Source organism: Mycobacterium talmoniae (assembly GCF_001854525.1).
GTDB classification, from domain to species: Bacteria; Actinomycetota; Actinomycetes; order Mycobacteriales; family Mycobacteriaceae; genus Mycobacterium; species Mycobacterium talmoniae.
On record NZ_MLQM01000139.1, the window covers coordinates 1 to 14587 of the forward strand.

Consider the following 14587-nt stretch of genomic DNA (forward strand, 5'->3'; position numbering starts at 1 on the left):
GGAGTCCAACCACCGGCCCCGCGGGCCGGTGCGGGCCAGCATGCAGATTCGCCGCATCGATCCGTGGAGCACGCTGAAGGTGTCGCTGATCTTGTCGGTGGCGCTGTTTTTCGTGTGGATGATCGCGGTGGCGTTCCTGTATCTGGTGCTGGGCAGCATGGGGGTGTGGAGCAAGCTGAACAGCAACGTCGGCGACCTGCTGAACAACACCAGCGGAGCCACCGAGCTGGTTTCCAGCGGATCGATCTTCGGCGGCGCCACCCTGATCGGGCTGGTCAATATCGTCCTGCTCACCGCGATGGCGACCGTGGGTGCGTTGATCTACAACCTGACCACCGACCTGATCGGCGGCATCGAGGTGACATTGGCCGACCGCGACTGAGACGGGTTTGGGCGGCTGGCATCGAGTGCGGTAATCTCGTCGCTCGGCCGTGTGTGCATGCGGGCCTATAGCTCAGGCGGTTAGAGCGCTTCGCTGATAACGAAGAGGTCGGAGGTTCGAGTCCTCCTAGGCCCACGGAGCCGATGGTGTCGGCTGGCCGGTGCTACCCCGAGGAGGTCGCAGGTGAGGCGACTGGCGGTGCTGCTGGCGCTGGTCGCGGTCGCCGCGGTGATCCTGCGATCGCGGGGCAAGGCCGAGGTGTGGCACACTGTGGCCGATCCGGGGCGGTTGAGCCCCGGCTGATCAGTACCCGGGGCCTTAGCTCAGTTGGTAGAGCACTGCCTTTGCAAGGCAGGTGTCAGGGGTTCGATTCCCCTAGGCTCCACACACATCTCGCTTTTCTTGCGTCGAGATCGACGTTTTCGTGAGGTCCACTCGACCTTTTCCACGGAAACGTCGATCTCGGCGAAGCCGGTCGGCGCGCGCTCCACGCACATCATCCGTCGTCGTCGCTGGCGGCAGCGGCCCGCTCCCGGGCGGCCAGCGCCGCGGGCGACTGTTCCAGGTACGCCAGCGCCATCGCCGTGTTGCCCTCGCTTTGCGGATGGTGACGCGGCCGCAGATACCGCACCGGCGTGGTCACCAGCAGCTTCCACGGCCCCGGGGTGCGGTAGTCCCGGGCTGCCCGCAACCAATCCCGCCACCGCGGCGCCCGCGGGTGTGTCGGGTCGTGGCGCATCAGATAGCGCACCCCGGCGAACCACCAGAAGACGAACTGCGGTGCGGTCAGCAACATCGACAGCGCCCGCAACGCGTAACTGCCGCAGACGTTTTGGTAGATGTCGAACACCACCGCGCGGTGTTCGACCTCCTCGCAGCCGTGCCAGCGCAGCAGGTCCAGCATGGTCGGATCGGCCCCGGCATAGTCGAGCCCGCGGGTCTGGATCACCCACTGACCCAACACGGCGGTGAAGTGCTCGAGTGCGGCGGTGTCCGCCAAGTGGCGATACAGCCACCAGCGCCGCAACGGTTGCGGCCAGCGCTCGTGGCGCTCGCCGAGCGCCGACAACCAGCGATCCAGCCGATCGGTGTAGGCGGTGGTGTCGATGCCCTGGTCGGCCAGGTGACGCAGCACGATGGTGTGCGCCCAGGCGTGCCAGGCCTCCTGCTGGATGAACGGTTTGATCGCGGCCTGCAGGTCGGGATCGTCGACCAGTGGCGCCGCCTCTTTAACCGCCTCGATGAACCAGCGTTCGCCGGCCGGCAGCAGCAGGTGCAGCACGTTGATGACATGGGTGGTGAACGGATCGTCGGGCACCCAGTGCAACGGGGTCTCCGACCAGTCGAACCGCACCATTCTCCGGTGGGTCGGCCAACCCTGATCGAACGCGCGCAGCTCCTGGGTAGGCGGCGTCTCTGCCATCTGCGCCTCCTTGAAGGTCGCACTGACTTCCACGATAGGCGCCGCCGGTGCGCTGTCCAGCCGGCCGCTTACGGCTTGGGCTGCACCTCGACGCTCGGCGGCCGCGGCGACTCCTCCTGCGGGCGGGAGGTGCGGCGGATGATCGCGAACGCGGCCGCACCCCCGGCGAGCACCGCCGCGGCGACGGCCGCGAGCACCCAGGGGCGGCGACTGCGGCCTTGGGAGCGGCGGGCATCCTGCAGGGCCTGCGGCAGACCGGTGACCACCTCCTGCGCGGCGGCGAGCTCCTTGGCGAGGGTTTCCGGGGCGGCAGCCAGTTCGCGGGCCAGCCGGCCTTCCTTATAGCGCCGACGCAGGCTGGCCGCACCGGCCCGGGCGGAGTGGGCGCCCAGCCCGACCACGCCACGGGTGACGTCCACCGGTCCGATCGCGGTGTACGTCAGGCCCCGGCTCAGCCGCTGCCGCGGGGTCAACCGGGTGTCAGTCTTGGGGCTCATATCGCACCTTTCTGCCGAAGCTCGCCACCGTTTCAGATTGCCATCTCTGGGCCCGCCCGTGGGGCGAGAGCATTGATCCGGCGACTACCCGCGGCGAAATGCCCCCCGTGGCGGCGACCACAGCGACTCGGATGGCAGACTGTCATCCCGTGACCACGAGCCCCATTCAGACCGCCACCGCCACGCTGCACACCAACCGCGGCGACATCAAGATCGCCCTGTTCGGGAACCACGCCCCCAAGACCGTGGCCAACTTCGTCGGCCTGGCGCAGGGCACCAAGGAGTACTCGACCACCAACGCGTCGGGCGGTTCCTCGGGTCCGTTCTACGACGGCGCGGTGTTCCACCGGGTGATCAGCGGCTTCATGATTCAGGGCGGCGACCCGACCGGGACGGGCCGTGGTGGCCCGGGCTACAAGTTCGCCGACGAATTCCACCCCGAGCTGCAGTTCGACAAGCCCTACCTGCTGGCGATGGCCAACGCCGGCCCGGGCACCAACGGGTCGCAGTTCTTCATCACCGTCGGCCAGACACCGCACCTCAACCGCCGCCACACCATCTTCGGTGAGGTGGTGGATCCGGTGTCGCAGCAAGTGGTCGACGCGATCGCCAGCACCGCCACCGACGGCAGCGACCGCCCCACCGAGCCGGTCGTCATCGAATCGGTCACCATCGCCTGACGCTGCCGACCTCTTTCGACGAGCAGACGTAAAAGCACCTCGCCACGGCCAAAAACGGGGGCGTTTGCGTCTGTTCGCGGTCAGGAACGGGCGTAGCCGGCCGCGGTGAGCGCGTCCAGCACATCCAGCGGATCGGTCCCAACGTCCCAGCGGGACAAGATAAGTAGCCGGTCGTCGCGGGTTTCGATCTCCAGCAGCCGGACCTTGCGCGCCAGCCGGCGGAATTCGGTAATCCGGACGACGGTGATATCGGCCGGGCGCAGCAGTTGGGTGCGCCACCAGCCGCGCACCCGCAGGCCGTCGGCGGTAATTGCCAGTTTTGGGCGGGCGCGCCACGACACGGTTGCAAACACCAGCAAGCCCACGGCAGCAATACCCACCAAAACCCGCCCGGGGACGTCTGTGACCAGCGTCACAGCGGAGATAGCCATCACAATTCCGGCGACCGCGCAAGCGACGATGCCGCCGGTCCGCGGCGCCCACTGTGTTTGCTGCACGGGATACCTAACCGCTTCTACCGCTGCCGATGGAGTTATCCACAAGCGCTATCAACAATGGGGATGAATCACATACGTGTGATTGAGCAATTGCTTGGTTGGCAGCGCAGTAACGCCCAGAGGTGCAGATGAATGCAACATGGCGGCCCGCCGGCTCAGCGCCAACGCATGGTGAGCAACAGCCCGGAGATCATGAAAGCAAACGCGATCGCGTAGTTCCACGGTCCGAGCTCGGCCATCCAGTTCAGCGCGGCGGGGGCGTCCAGACCCGTGGCCGCCAGCTGGTACACCATCAGCCAGACCAGCCCAATCAGCATCAGCCCGATGAAGAAGGCCACAAACCACACGCTTGAGGGCCCGGCCTTCACTTTGACCGGCGTACGGCTCACCTGGCTGGCGGTGAAGCTGGTCTTCTTGCGAACCTTGGACTTGGGCATCGATACCTCAGGACAGTGCGACGATGAATGGTGCGAGCGTTGCTCGGCTACGAGGTTACCGTGGCCGGTGAGCAGACATAGAATCGCATTTTTCGGGCAGTCAGCGTGCGATTCTGCGTCTGCTCGCGGGGGACTGCTCGCGGGAAGGACAACCAGTGGACAAGACCGCGCGGGCCCGCCGCTCACCCTGGCGGTTCGGCGTCCCGCTGGTGTGCGTGCTGGCCGGACTGCTGCTGGGCGCCACCCACGGGGTGTCCGGGGGCGCCGAGATCCGCCGCAGCGACGCCCCACGGCTGGTTGACCTGGTCCGTGAGACGCAGGCGGCGGTGGACCGGCTCAGCGCCGAACGCGACAGCCTGACTACCAGCATCGACTCCGCCCACGGCCGCGGGGCGGGCACCGCGTTGGCGGCCATGCTCAAGCGCTCCGCCCAGTTGGCCGGCGATGCCGGCCTGGACCCGGTGCACGGCCCGGGCCTGGCGGTGACGCTGACCGATGCGCAGCGCGACGCCTACGGGCGGTTCCCGCGCGACGCCTCCCCCGACGACCTGGTGGTGCACCAGCAAGACATCCAGGCGGTGCTCAACGCGCTGTGGAGCGCCGGCGCCGAGGCCATTCAGGTGCAGGACCAACGCATCGTCGCCACCTCGGCGCCCCGCTGCGTCGGCAATACCCTGCTGCTCAACGGGCGGACCTACAGCCCGCCGTACACGATGACCGCGATCGGCGATGCCGCGGCGATGCAGGCCGCGCTGGCGGACGCCCCGTTGGTGACCCTCTACAAGCAGTACGTGGTGCGGTTCGGGCTCGGCTACAGCGAACAGGTGCTGCCCGACGCGCATGTCGCCGGCTCCACCGACCCGGTGCGCATGCTCTACGCCGTCCCCGCTGGTCCGCTGCCTTACTAACCGAACCGACCGGTAGCCTGACACGGTGCAGGTCTTGGTCGTCGACAACTACGACAGCTTCGTGTTCAACCTGGTGCAATACCTGGGGCAACTCGGGGTGCCGGCGACCGTGTGGCGCAACGACGACCCCCGGTTGGCCGAGGCGTCCGTCGTCACCGGGTTCGACGGGGTGCTGCTGAGCCCCGGACCGGGCACCCCGGAACGCGCCGGGGCGTCGATCGCGGTGGTCCGGGCCTGCGCCGCGGCGCGCACCCCGCTGCTCGGGGTGTGCCTGGGCCACCAGGCCATCGGCGTCGGGTTCGGCGCCACGGTGGGGCGCGCCCCGGAGTTGTTGCACGGCAAGACCAGCACCGTGTTTCACACCAATACCGGTGTGTTGGAAGGGCTTCCGGATCCGTTCACGGCAACCCGGTACCACTCGTTGACGATCCTGCCGGAAACGCTGCCCGACGAACTCGAGGTGACCGCGCGGACCCGACGCGGGGTGATCATGGGGGTGCGGCACACCGAGTTGCCGATCCACGGGGTCCAGTTCCATCCGGAATCCATCCTCACCGAGGGCGGGCACCGGATGCTGGCCAACTGGCTGGCCTGCTGCGGGCAGACCCGCGACGAGGCGCTGGTGCGCCGGCTGGAACACGAGGTCAGTCAAGCGGTGGCCGCCGCGCACCGCCCGCCGGAGGTTACTGACCGAACGTCAGCGTGACGTTCGCGTCGCGGTTCACGCCCTGCCCCGAGGACGGGCTCTGGTAGACGACCTTGTTGTGTCGGTCGCCGCCGGCGTCCACATCGGCGCCCTTGACCAGCACCCCGGTCCAGCCCAGCGCCCGCAGCAGCGGTTCGGCGTCGGTCCAGAACATGCCGGTGACATCCGGCATCACGAACTGGTTGCCCTTGGAGACCTGCAGTTCGATGACGGTGTCCACCGACACGGTGTCCCCGGCGGCGGGCCGGGTGCCCACCACCTCCCCGGCCGGGCGGGGGCTGTCCACCGACACCTGGTTGATCTTGGTGAAGCCGCTCAACGTCAGGGTCTTCTGGGCTTCCTCGGGCGTCTGGTTGACCACGTCGGGCACCGGCTTGGTGGACGGCCCGGTACCGACGATGATGGTGATCTCGTTGGTGATCGCCGAGGTCTGGTTGGCCGGCGGATAGGTGCCCACCACGCGGTCCTTGAGGTCCGGCGTCGACGGCGAATGCTGTTGCTTGACCCGCTCGAAGCCGGCGGCCTTGAGCTTTTTGACCGCGGCCGCGTAACTCAGCGAGGACACGTCGGGCACCTGGCGCTGCTCGGGGCCCACCGAGACGTTGACGGTGATGGTGTCGCCGGCGTGCATCGAGGTGTTGGCCGGCGGATCGGTGCCGATCACGTGGTCGGGCGCCACCGTCGAATCCACCTTCGGCAGGGTGCGGGTTTCGAAGCCCTTGTTCTGCAGGTCGGCCACCGCGTCGGCCGACGTCTTATCCCGGACGTCGGGGACCTGCACCTTGTGGGTGCTGCCGCCGAAGGTGTTGATCACCAACGTGACGACGACGGTCAACACCGCCAGCACCGCCACCGCGATCAGCCAGCGGCCCACCGAGCCGACCGTGCGATCGCTGGTGAAGTCCGGCTCCTGGCGGGGCAGCGGGTCGGTGGCCGGGCTGACCGGCCCGACCGGACGCGAGCTGGAGGCGGCCAGCATTGCGGTGCGCTCGGCGTCGGTGAGGACCTTGGGTGCGTCGGGGGCCTCACCGTTGTGCACGCGGACCAGGTCGTTGCGCATCTCCGCGGCGGTCTGATACCGGTTGTCCGGATTCTTGGCCAGCGCCTTGAGGACGACGGCGTCCAACTCGGGTGAGATGCCCTCATGCCGTTGCGACGGCGGGGTCGGGTCCTCGCGGACATGCTGGTAGGCCACCGCCACCGGTGAGTCGCCGATGAATGGGGGCTCCCCGGTGAGGATCTCGTAGAGCACACAGCCCAACGAGTAGACGTCGGAGCGGGCATCGACCGACTCCCCGCGGGCCTGCTCCGGGGACAGGTACTGCGCGGTGCCGATCACCGCGGCGGTCTGGGTGACGCTGTTGCCGCTGTCGGCGAGCGCCCGGGCGATGCCGAAGTCCATCACCTTGACCGCATTCGCGGTGCTGATCATGATGTTGGCCGGTTTGACGTCCCGGTGGATGATGCCGTGCTGGTGGGAAAAGTTCAGCGCCTGGCACGCGTCGGCGATGACCTCGATGGCGCGCCGGGGCGGCATCGGACCGTCGCCGTGCACGATGTCGCGCAGGGTGACCCCGTTGACGTACTCCATCACGATGTAGGGCAGCGGGCCGGCCGGTGTTTCGGCCTCCCCGGTGTCATACACCGCCACGATGGCGGGGTGGTTCAGCGCCGCCGCGTTCTGTGCTTCGCGGCGAAAACGCAGGTAAAAGCTGGGGTCGCGGGCCAAGTCGGCGCGCAGCACCTTGACCGCCACGTCCCGATGCAGCCGGGTGTCGCGGGCGATGTGGACCTCGGACATGCCGCCGAAACCCAGGATCTCCCCGAGTTCGTAGCGGTCGGACAGGTGCTGGGGGGTCGTCATGGTGCGCCGGTCCCGGTGGTTTCGGTGGCCGAACCCTGCGACGAGGTGTCGGTGACGGTCGGCGTCGACGGTTGGCCCCCGGTGTCGTCGCGGGCGTTGACCACGATCAGTACCGCGATGATGATGGCCAACGCGCCCAGCACCCCGGCCGCCCACAGCAACGCCCGCTGGCCGGCGGAGAACGTGCGCCGCGGCGGGGCGGGCCGATGGCCGCCGGTGACGGGGCGCGACGCCGGGCGGCGGGCCGCGGTGGCGCGGCGGGTCAGGTCCGCGGCGGCCCGGGTCTGCGCGCCGGACGGAATCGCCGACGGCGTCGCCCGACCCCCGGTACCGGACTGATTGGGTCGCGGGGGTCGGCGGCCGGCGCGGACCGCGGCCACCGCATCGGCGAACGGTCCGCCGCTCTTGTAACGCATCCCGGGGTTCTTGACCAGGGTGATCTCGATCAGCTCCCGGACATTGGGCGGCAGGTCCGCGGGCAGCGGAGGCGGCGGCTCCTTGATGTGCTTCATCGCCACCGTCAGCGCCCCGTCGCCGGTGAACGGTCGGCGGCCCGACACCGCCTCGTAGCCCACCACACCCAGCGAGTAGACGTCGCTGGCCGGGGTGGCGTCGTGCCCGAGCGCCTGCTCGGGGGCGATGTATTGGGCGGTGCCCATCACCATCCCGGTCTGGGTGACCGGGGCGGCGTCCACCGCCTTGGCGATCCCGAAGTCGGTGATCTTCACCTGGCCGGTGGGCGTGATCATGATGTTGCCGGGTTTGACGTCGCGGTGCACCAAGCCGGCGCTGTGCGCGACCTGCAGCGCGCGCCCGGTCTGTTCGAGCATGTCCAACGCGTGCCGCAGCGACAGCCGCCCGGTGCGTTTGAGCACCGAGTTGAGCGGCTCCCCGTTGACCAGCTCCATCACCAGGTAGGCGGTGCGACCCTCGCCGTTCATCTCGGTTTCGCCGTAGTCGTGCACACCGGCGATGCCGGGATGGTTGAGCATGGCGGTGGTGCGCGCCTCCGCGCGGAACCGCTCGATGAACTCCGGGTCGGAGGAGAACTCGCTCTTGAGTACCTTCACCGCGACCCGACGGCCCAGCCGGCTGTCAACCGCCTCCCACACCTGGCCCATGCCGCCGGTGGCGATGAGGCGCTGCAGCCGGTAGCGGCCAGACAGCGTCACCCCTACTCGCGGGCTCATGGTCCTCCCTGCAGCGCGGCCTCGATCACGGCCCGTCCGATCGGCGCGGCCAGCGCACCGCCGGTCGCGGACAGTCGGTCACCGCCATCCTCGACCACCACCGCAACGGCCACCTTCGGGGCCTGCGCCGGCGCAAACGCGATGTACCACGCATGCGGTGGCGTATTGCGCGGATCGCTGCCGTGCTCAGCGGTACCGGTCTTGGATGCGATCTGCACGCCGGGGATCGCCCCTTTCTGCTGTGTGACCTTCTCGGCGCCGACCATCAATTGTGTCAGCTTAGCTGCGACCTGCGGAGACACTGCACGGCGCTGCGGGTGCGGCGCCGTGGTGCTGATGGTAGCCAGGTCGGGGCCTTGCAGGCTGTTGACCAAGTACGGTTGCATCGCGATCCCCCCGTTGGCGATGGTCGCCGCGACCAGCGCATTCTCCAGCGGGGTGACGGCGACGTCTTTTTGGCCGATGCTCGACATCCCCAGCGCGGCGGCATCGGGGATCGGCCCGACGGTGGACTCGGCGACTTGCAGCGGGATCGGATCCGGAGTGCGGTCGAAACCGAACGCGTGCGCCATGCTGCGCAGCGCATCGGTCCCGGTGCGGATCCCCAATTCGACAAACGCGGTGTTGCAGGAGTGCTCGAACGCGATCCGCAGCGACACCGTCGCATCCGGCCCGCACGACGCGCCGTTGTAGTTCTCCAGGGTGACGGTGCTGTCGGGCAGTGGGATCTGCGCCGCGGCGGTCAGCTGATCGTCCTCGCTGGCGCCGGCCTGCAGCGCGGCGGCGCTGGTGATCACCTTGAACGTCGAACCGGGCGGATACGTTTCGGCGACGGCCCGGTTGCTCAGCGGGTCGGCGGTGTCGTCACGGAATTGCTGCCACGCTCGGCCCTGGTCCTCGGCGTCGTGCGACGACAGCGGGTTGGGGTCATAGGACGGTGAGGACACCAGCGCCAGCACCTTGCCGGTGGACGGCTCCAGGGCGACCACCGCCCCCCGACACGGCCCGTTGCAGCCGTGCTGCAGGCCATCCCAGCCGGCCTGCTGGATGCGCGGGTTGATGGTGGTGTCGACGTTGCCGCCGCGGGGGTCGCGGCCGGTGAAGAAGTCGGCCAGCCGGAACCCGAACAGCCGGTCGTCGGAGCCGTTGAGCACCGAGTCCTCGGCGCGCTCCAGGCCGCTGCTGGAGTAGCGCAGCGAATAGAAGCCGGTGATCGGTGCGTACAGCTCGGGGTTGGGGTAGACCCGCTGGAACCGCAGCCGGTCGTTGGTGGCCACCGAGTAGGCCAGCAGCTGGCCGTTGGCGGTGATCTGACCGCGTTGGCGGGAGTATTCGTCGAGCAGGATGCGTTGGTTGCGCGGGTCGGCGCGCAGCCCGTCGGCGGTGAACACCTGGGTCAAGGTGGCATTGATCAGCAGCAGCACGATCAGCGCCATCAGGGCCACCGCGATGCGGCGCAGCGTGGTGTTCATACGCGCTCGATCACTTCGGTGCTGGCGGTGGCGATCGGCGTGGTGGGGTCCCGGCGGCTGGCCAACGGCCGGCGCGCGGCGTTGGAGATCCGCATCAGGATGGCCAGCAGCACATAGTTGGCCACCAGCGACGAGCCGCCGTAGGACAGCCACGGCGTGGTCAGCCCGGTGAGCGGGATGAGTTTGGTCACCCCGCCGACCACGATGAACAGCTGAATGCCCAGCGTGGACGCCAGCCCGGCCGCCAACAGCTTGCCGAAGCTGTCGCGCAGCGCGATCGCGGTGCGCAAACCCCGGATGATCACGATGGTGTAGAGCATCAACAGCCCGGCCAGCCCGGCCAGCCCGAGCTCCTCGCCGAACGCGGCGATGATGAAATCGGTCGCCGCCGCGGGCACCGTATCGGGTTGGCCGTTACCCAGCCCGGTGCCGAACACGCCGCCGGTGGCAAAGCTGAACAGCGACTGCACCATCTGGTACCCGCTGCCCTCGGGGTCGGCGAACGGGTCCCGCCAGGTCTGCACCCGGATCCGGACATGCGCGAAAAGGTAATACGCGGCAACACTTCCCACCGCGAACAGCGTCAGCCCGATGACCATCCAGCTGATCCGGCGGGTGGCGATGTACACGATCACCAGAAACGACGCGTACAGCAGCAACGACGTCCCGAGGTCGCGTTCGAAGACCATCACGCCCACCGAGATCACCCACGCCGCCAACAGCGGAGCCAGATCCCGCGGGCGCGGCAGTGTCATCCCGAGCACGTGCCGGCCGGCGCTGACGAACAGTCCGCGTTTGGCCACCAGCACCGCGGCGAAGAACACCAGCAGCAGGATCTTGGAGAACTCGGCGGGCTGAATCGAAAAGCCCGGCAACTGGATCCAGATCTTGGCGTCGTTCTGCTTGACGAACGACGCATCTTTTTGCTGGGCGAACGACGACGGCAGCAGCGCCGGAATGGCCAACAGCACCAGGCCGGCCAGCCCGCAGATATAGCCATTGCGGGCCAGTTGGCGGTGATCCTTCAAGAAGACCAACACCAGCGCGAACGCCAGCACCCCGACCAGCGTCCAGGCCATCTGCTGGTAGGCGCCGGGTCGGTCGTGACCGCCGATGGTGCCCAGCCCCAGATCGAGGCGGTGGATCATGACCAGGCCCAGCCCGTTGAGCAGCGCAACGACCGGCAACAGCAGCGGGTCGGCGTAGGGGGCGAACCGCCGGATGGTCAGGTGGGCGCAGCCGAACAACACCAGATAGGCTGCGGCGTAGCCGGCCATATCCCAGCGCAGCCCTTGTTCTTGGTTGTCCTCAACGATGAGTAAAGCCACCGTGGTGATCCCGGTGGCAAAGCACAGCAGTAGAAGTTCGGCGTTGCGCCGAGTCGGCAGCGGCGGAGTCACCGCGACTGGCGACTGGGGCTGCGTCTGTGTCGTCATGCCACCGTCCGGCAGTCGACGCCCGGCTCGAGTGGCCCCGGCGGAAGCGCGGTCACGGTGGGCAGATGGGGCACCGTGGTCGGACTCGGTTCTGGTGACGCACGCGCCGACGGCTCCTGCGAGGCCGCGGTGGTGGACGGCGCCGTGGGCGGGGCGTTGTCGTCCGGTGTCTGGCCGGCGGTTTTCCGGGCCCGCGGGGCCACCGGGCTTTTCGGTGTGGGGCACGGCGGGAGCACCGAGTTGCGCGCCAAATCGTTGAGCTGGGCCACCGCCTGGTCGAGGCTGCCGACCGGCAGCCCGGAGGCCACCTGGGCGCGCGCCGACTGCTTGAGATCCTCCAGTTTCATCGCCGTACAGCCCCGGCTCCGCCCGGATTGGCCGTAGGGGATCTGCGAAAGTTGGTTGCGGTCGTCGAGGCAGCCCCACTGGTACGGGTCGTGCAGCGGCACGCCGAGGATCGAGCCCTGCACGCCGCGCATGATCCACACGATGTCGTTGTGCGCGGCCACGTAGTAGTTGGTGCGGATCACCTTCCAGCCGATGCCGAGGCCCAGGACGGTCAACAACAACACCAACGCCGCCCCGGTGATGATCCGCCGTCGGGTGCGCGGCGGCGGGGTCGGCGTCTCTACTTGCGGGGCAACGCTTTTGGGGGAGCCCTTGCGCGGGCTGATGGCGGAGGCCCGGCCCGCGGCGGTGTTGGGCACGGTGAGCTGACCGGCGTCGCCGGATACCGCTCCGGCCAGGATCGGCTGCGTCTGGCCGTAGTTATCGTCGACGACGTCGGCGACCACCACGGTCACGTTGTCCGGTCCGCCACCGCGCAGGGCCAGTTCGATGAGCCGGTCGGCGCTGGCCACCACGTCGGGGATGCGCAACGCCTCTTCGATGGTCTCGTCGCTCACCGGATCGGACAACCCGTCCGAACACAGCAGGTAGCGGTCGCCGACGTGGGCTTCCCGCATCGTCAGGGTGGGCTCGACCTCGTGGCCGGTCAACGCCCGCATGATCAGCGACCGCTGCGGGTGGCTGTGCGCCTCTTCCGCGGTGATCCGGCCCTCGTCGACCAGCGTTTGGACGAAGGTGTCGTCCTTGGTGATCTGGGTGAGTTCACCGTCGCGCAGCAGGTAGGCGCGGGAATCGCCGATATGCACCATGCCAAGCCGGTTGCCCGCGAACAGGATTGCGGTGAGCGTGGTGCCCATGCCCTCGAGTTCGGGCTCGGCCTCGATGTGGGCCGCGATGGCGGCGTTGCCTTCCCGGACCGCGGCGTCGAGCTTGCCGAGCAGGTCCCCGCCCGGCTCGTCGTCGTCGAGGTGGGCCAGCGCGGCGATCACCAGTTGGGAGGCCACCTCGCCGGCGGCGTGCCCGCCCATCCCGTCGGCCAGCGCCAATAACCGGGCGCCGGCATACACCGAGTCTTCGTTGTTGCCGCGTACCAGGCCGACGTCGCTGCGGGCGACATAGCGCAGAACCAGGGTCACGGGCGTAGCTCGATTACCGTCTTGCCGATCCGAATCGGCGTTCCCAGTGGAACTCGTACCGCGGTAGTCACCTTTGCCCTGTCAAGGTAAGTGCCGTTGGTCGATCCTAGATCCTCCACATACCATTCCGAGCCCCGCTGGGACAGCCGGGCGTGCCGTGTCGAGGCGTAGTCGTCGGTGAGCACCAGCGTGGAATCGTCGGCGCGACCGATCAACACCGGCTGACCGCCGAGGGTGATGCGGGCACCGGCCAACGCTCCCTCGGTCACCACCAGGGCGCGGGCCGCGTGCCGGCGTTGTCGTGACGGCAGCAACGCGCCGCGTCGCCACAGCCCACGGCGCACCATGACGACACCGGTCGGGGCGTAAATGTCGGTCCGCAGGATCCGCAGCACCGACCAGATGAACACCCACAGCAGCGTCAAAAACCCGGCACGCGTCAGCTGCAGTACCAGTCCCTGCATCCGGCGTCCTCTCCGTCCCTGGTGCCGTTCATTGTGAACCAGCGTTGCCGAGCACGTCGGCAACGTCACGATACTTGGACGGTGATCGACGCGGGGCGCGAAGCGCGGGAGCTTCGCGTTGCGCTGCGATCTCAGTGAACGCGCACCACGATCTCGGAGTGGCCCAGCCGGATCACGTCGCCGTCGGCCAGCTGCCACTCTTGCACCGGGGCGTTGTTCACCGTGGTGCCGTTGGTGGAGTTGAGGTCGGACAGCAGCGCGACCTGACCGTCCCAGCGGATCTCCAGGTGGCGGCGCGAAACCCCGGTGTCGGGCAGCCGGAACTGCGCGTCCTGGCCGCGGCCGATCACGTTGGTGCCTTCGCGCAGCTGATAGGTGCGGCCGCTGCCGTCGTCGAGTTGCAGGGTGACGTTGGTCGCCGTCGACGGGTAGCCGCCCTGGTCGTAGCCGCCCTGGTCATAGCCGGCACCTTGGTCGTAACCGCCGTAGCCGCCCGCGGGAGCTCCGTAGCCACCGCCGGGCTCGCCGTAACCGCCGCCCACGGGTTGGCCGTAGTCGGCGCCGGGCTCGCCATAGCCAGCGGCCGGAGGCTGACCGTAGTCACCCGCGGCGGGCTGGCCGTACTCCCCGGCCGGGGGTTGGCCGTAATCCGCGGCGGGGGGCTGACCGTAGTCGTAGCCGCCCGCGGGGGGTTGGCCGTAGTCGCCGGCCGGTGGGGCGTCCGGGTAGCGGCCGCCGGGGGGCTCGCCGTAGCCGCCGGGCCCGTCCGCGTAGCGGCCGTACTCCGGCTGGCCGTAATCCTGGCGGCCGTAGGGCGCCCCGCCCTGGTAGGGCTGGTCGTAGCCGCCGCTGGGCTCGGGCTGGCCGTAGCCGCCGTCATCGGGGCGGGCCGGGCCGCGACCGTAGTCGCCGTAGCCCTGCTGGCCGGGCGGGCCGTACCCGCCGGGCGCTTGGCGGTAACCGGCGTCATAGCCCTGCCCGCCGCCATAGCCGGCGGGCGGACGCTGCTCGTAGGGCGGCGGGTAGCCGCCACCCTGCTCGGGGTAGCCGCCACCCTGCTCGGGGTAGCCGCCCTGCTCCGGGCGCCGCGGCGGCGGAGGCGGGTAGCCCTGGTCATGCTGCGGGGGATAGCCGCCCTGCTCCGGCG

General features: G+C 69.0%; 14 protein-coding genes, 2 tRNA genes and 1 pseudogene. 6 read left to right on the forward strand and 11 right to left on the reverse strand.

What is annotated here, in order from left to right; all coding sequences use genetic code 11:
- The 3 genes from BKN37_RS20305 to BKN37_RS20315 form a co-directional block, all read left to right on the forward strand.
- A partial coding sequence (locus tag BKN37_RS20305) for a DUF3566 domain-containing protein (RefSeq protein WP_131823659.1) occupies positions 1-382 on the forward strand: 382 nt, incomplete at its 5' end.
- Between the two features lie 61 nt (positions 383-443).
- Positions 444-517: transfer RNA gene (locus BKN37_RS20310), tRNA-Ile, on the forward strand.
- 177 nt (positions 518-694) lie between these two features.
- Positions 695-767, forward strand: a tRNA-Ala gene (locus tag BKN37_RS20315).
- Between the two features lie 111 nt (positions 768-878).
- On the opposite strand, the gene BKN37_RS20320 is transcribed toward BKN37_RS20315, so the two are convergent.
- Together BKN37_RS20320 and cwsA are read right to left on the reverse strand one after the other, a co-directional pair.
- On the reverse strand, positions 879-1805 hold the full coding sequence (locus BKN37_RS20320; protein WP_071028779.1) for a metal-dependent hydrolase: 927 nt from the start codon (positions 1803-1805) through the stop codon (positions 879-881).
- A gap of 68 nt (positions 1806-1873) precedes the next feature.
- Complete coding sequence (gene cwsA, locus BKN37_RS20325) at positions 1874-2302, reverse strand: cell wall synthesis protein CwsA (protein ID WP_071028768.1); 429 nt, start codon at positions 2300-2302, stop codon at positions 1874-1876.
- A gap of 131 nt (positions 2303-2433) precedes the next feature.
- On the opposite strand from cwsA, the gene BKN37_RS20330 reads away from it, so the two are divergent.
- Positions 2434-2982: a peptidylprolyl isomerase gene (locus BKN37_RS20330; RefSeq protein WP_071028769.1), complete on the forward strand. Its 549-nt coding sequence runs from the start codon at positions 2434-2436 to the stop codon at positions 2980-2982.
- Positions 2983-3062: 80 nt separating this feature from the next.
- On the opposite strand, the gene BKN37_RS20335 is transcribed toward BKN37_RS20330, so the two are convergent.
- Both BKN37_RS20335 and crgA read right to left on the reverse strand, forming a co-directional pair.
- Positions 3063-3479 (reverse strand): PH domain-containing protein, encoded by a 417-nt coding sequence (locus BKN37_RS20335; RefSeq protein WP_071028770.1) that lies wholly within the window; start codon positions 3477-3479, stop codon positions 3063-3065.
- 155 nt (positions 3480-3634) lie between these two features.
- Positions 3635-3916: a cell division protein CrgA gene (gene crgA / locus BKN37_RS20340; protein WP_071028771.1), complete on the reverse strand. Its 282-nt coding sequence runs from the start codon at positions 3914-3916 to the stop codon at positions 3635-3637.
- A gap of 155 nt (positions 3917-4071) precedes the next feature.
- On the opposite strand from crgA, the gene BKN37_RS20345 reads away from it, so the two are divergent.
- Positions 4072-4824 carry a DUF881 domain-containing protein gene (locus BKN37_RS20345; protein ID WP_071028772.1) on the forward strand — a complete coding sequence of 251 codons (753 nt, stop codon included), beginning with the start codon at positions 4072-4074 and terminating at the stop codon, positions 4822-4824.
- 25 nt (positions 4825-4849) lie between these two features.
- Entirely contained in the window at positions 4850-5530 is a 681-nt protein-coding gene (locus tag BKN37_RS20350; protein WP_071028773.1) for an aminodeoxychorismate/anthranilate synthase component II, read from the forward strand.
- Here BKN37_RS20350 and pknB read toward each other — a convergent pair.
- From pknB to BKN37_RS20385, 7 genes and pseudogenes are all read right to left on the reverse strand, one after another.
- Positions 5508-7394, reverse strand: coding sequence for a Stk1 family PASTA domain-containing Ser/Thr kinase (gene pknB, locus BKN37_RS20355; RefSeq protein WP_071028774.1), 1887 nt, complete (start codon positions 7392-7394; stop codon positions 5508-5510). The two genes, BKN37_RS20350 and pknB, sit on opposite strands and share 23 nt — an antisense overlap.
- A 2-nt stretch (positions 7395-7396) precedes the next feature.
- Positions 7397-8584, reverse strand: a pseudogene (locus tag BKN37_RS20360) (protein kinase domain-containing protein); the annotation flags it as partial.
- Positions 8581-10056 (reverse strand): D,D-transpeptidase PbpA, encoded by a 1476-nt coding sequence (gene pbpA, locus BKN37_RS20365; RefSeq protein WP_071028775.1) that lies wholly within the window; start codon positions 10054-10056, stop codon positions 8581-8583. The pseudogene BKN37_RS20360 and the gene pbpA, both read right to left, overlap by 4 nt.
- Positions 10053-11492, reverse strand: a complete 1440-nt coding sequence (locus BKN37_RS20370; protein ID WP_071028776.1) for an FtsW/RodA/SpoVE family cell cycle protein — start codon at positions 11490-11492, stop codon at positions 10053-10055. The genes pbpA and BKN37_RS20370 overlap by 4 nt, the downstream gene beginning before the upstream one ends.
- Complete coding sequence (locus BKN37_RS20375; RefSeq protein ID WP_071028777.1) at positions 11489-12976, reverse strand: PP2C family protein-serine/threonine phosphatase; 1488 nt, start codon at positions 12974-12976, stop codon at positions 11489-11491. The genes BKN37_RS20370 and BKN37_RS20375 overlap by 4 nt, the downstream gene beginning before the upstream one ends.
- Positions 12973-13440, reverse strand: a complete 468-nt coding sequence (locus BKN37_RS20380; RefSeq protein WP_071028778.1) for an FHA domain-containing protein FhaB/FipA — start codon at positions 13438-13440, stop codon at positions 12973-12975. The genes BKN37_RS20375 and BKN37_RS20380 overlap by 4 nt, the downstream gene beginning before the upstream one ends.
- 131 nt (positions 13441-13571) lie before the next feature.
- On the reverse strand, positions 13572-14587 hold a 1016-nt coding region (locus tag BKN37_RS20385), incomplete at its 5' end, for an FHA domain-containing protein (protein WP_131823660.1).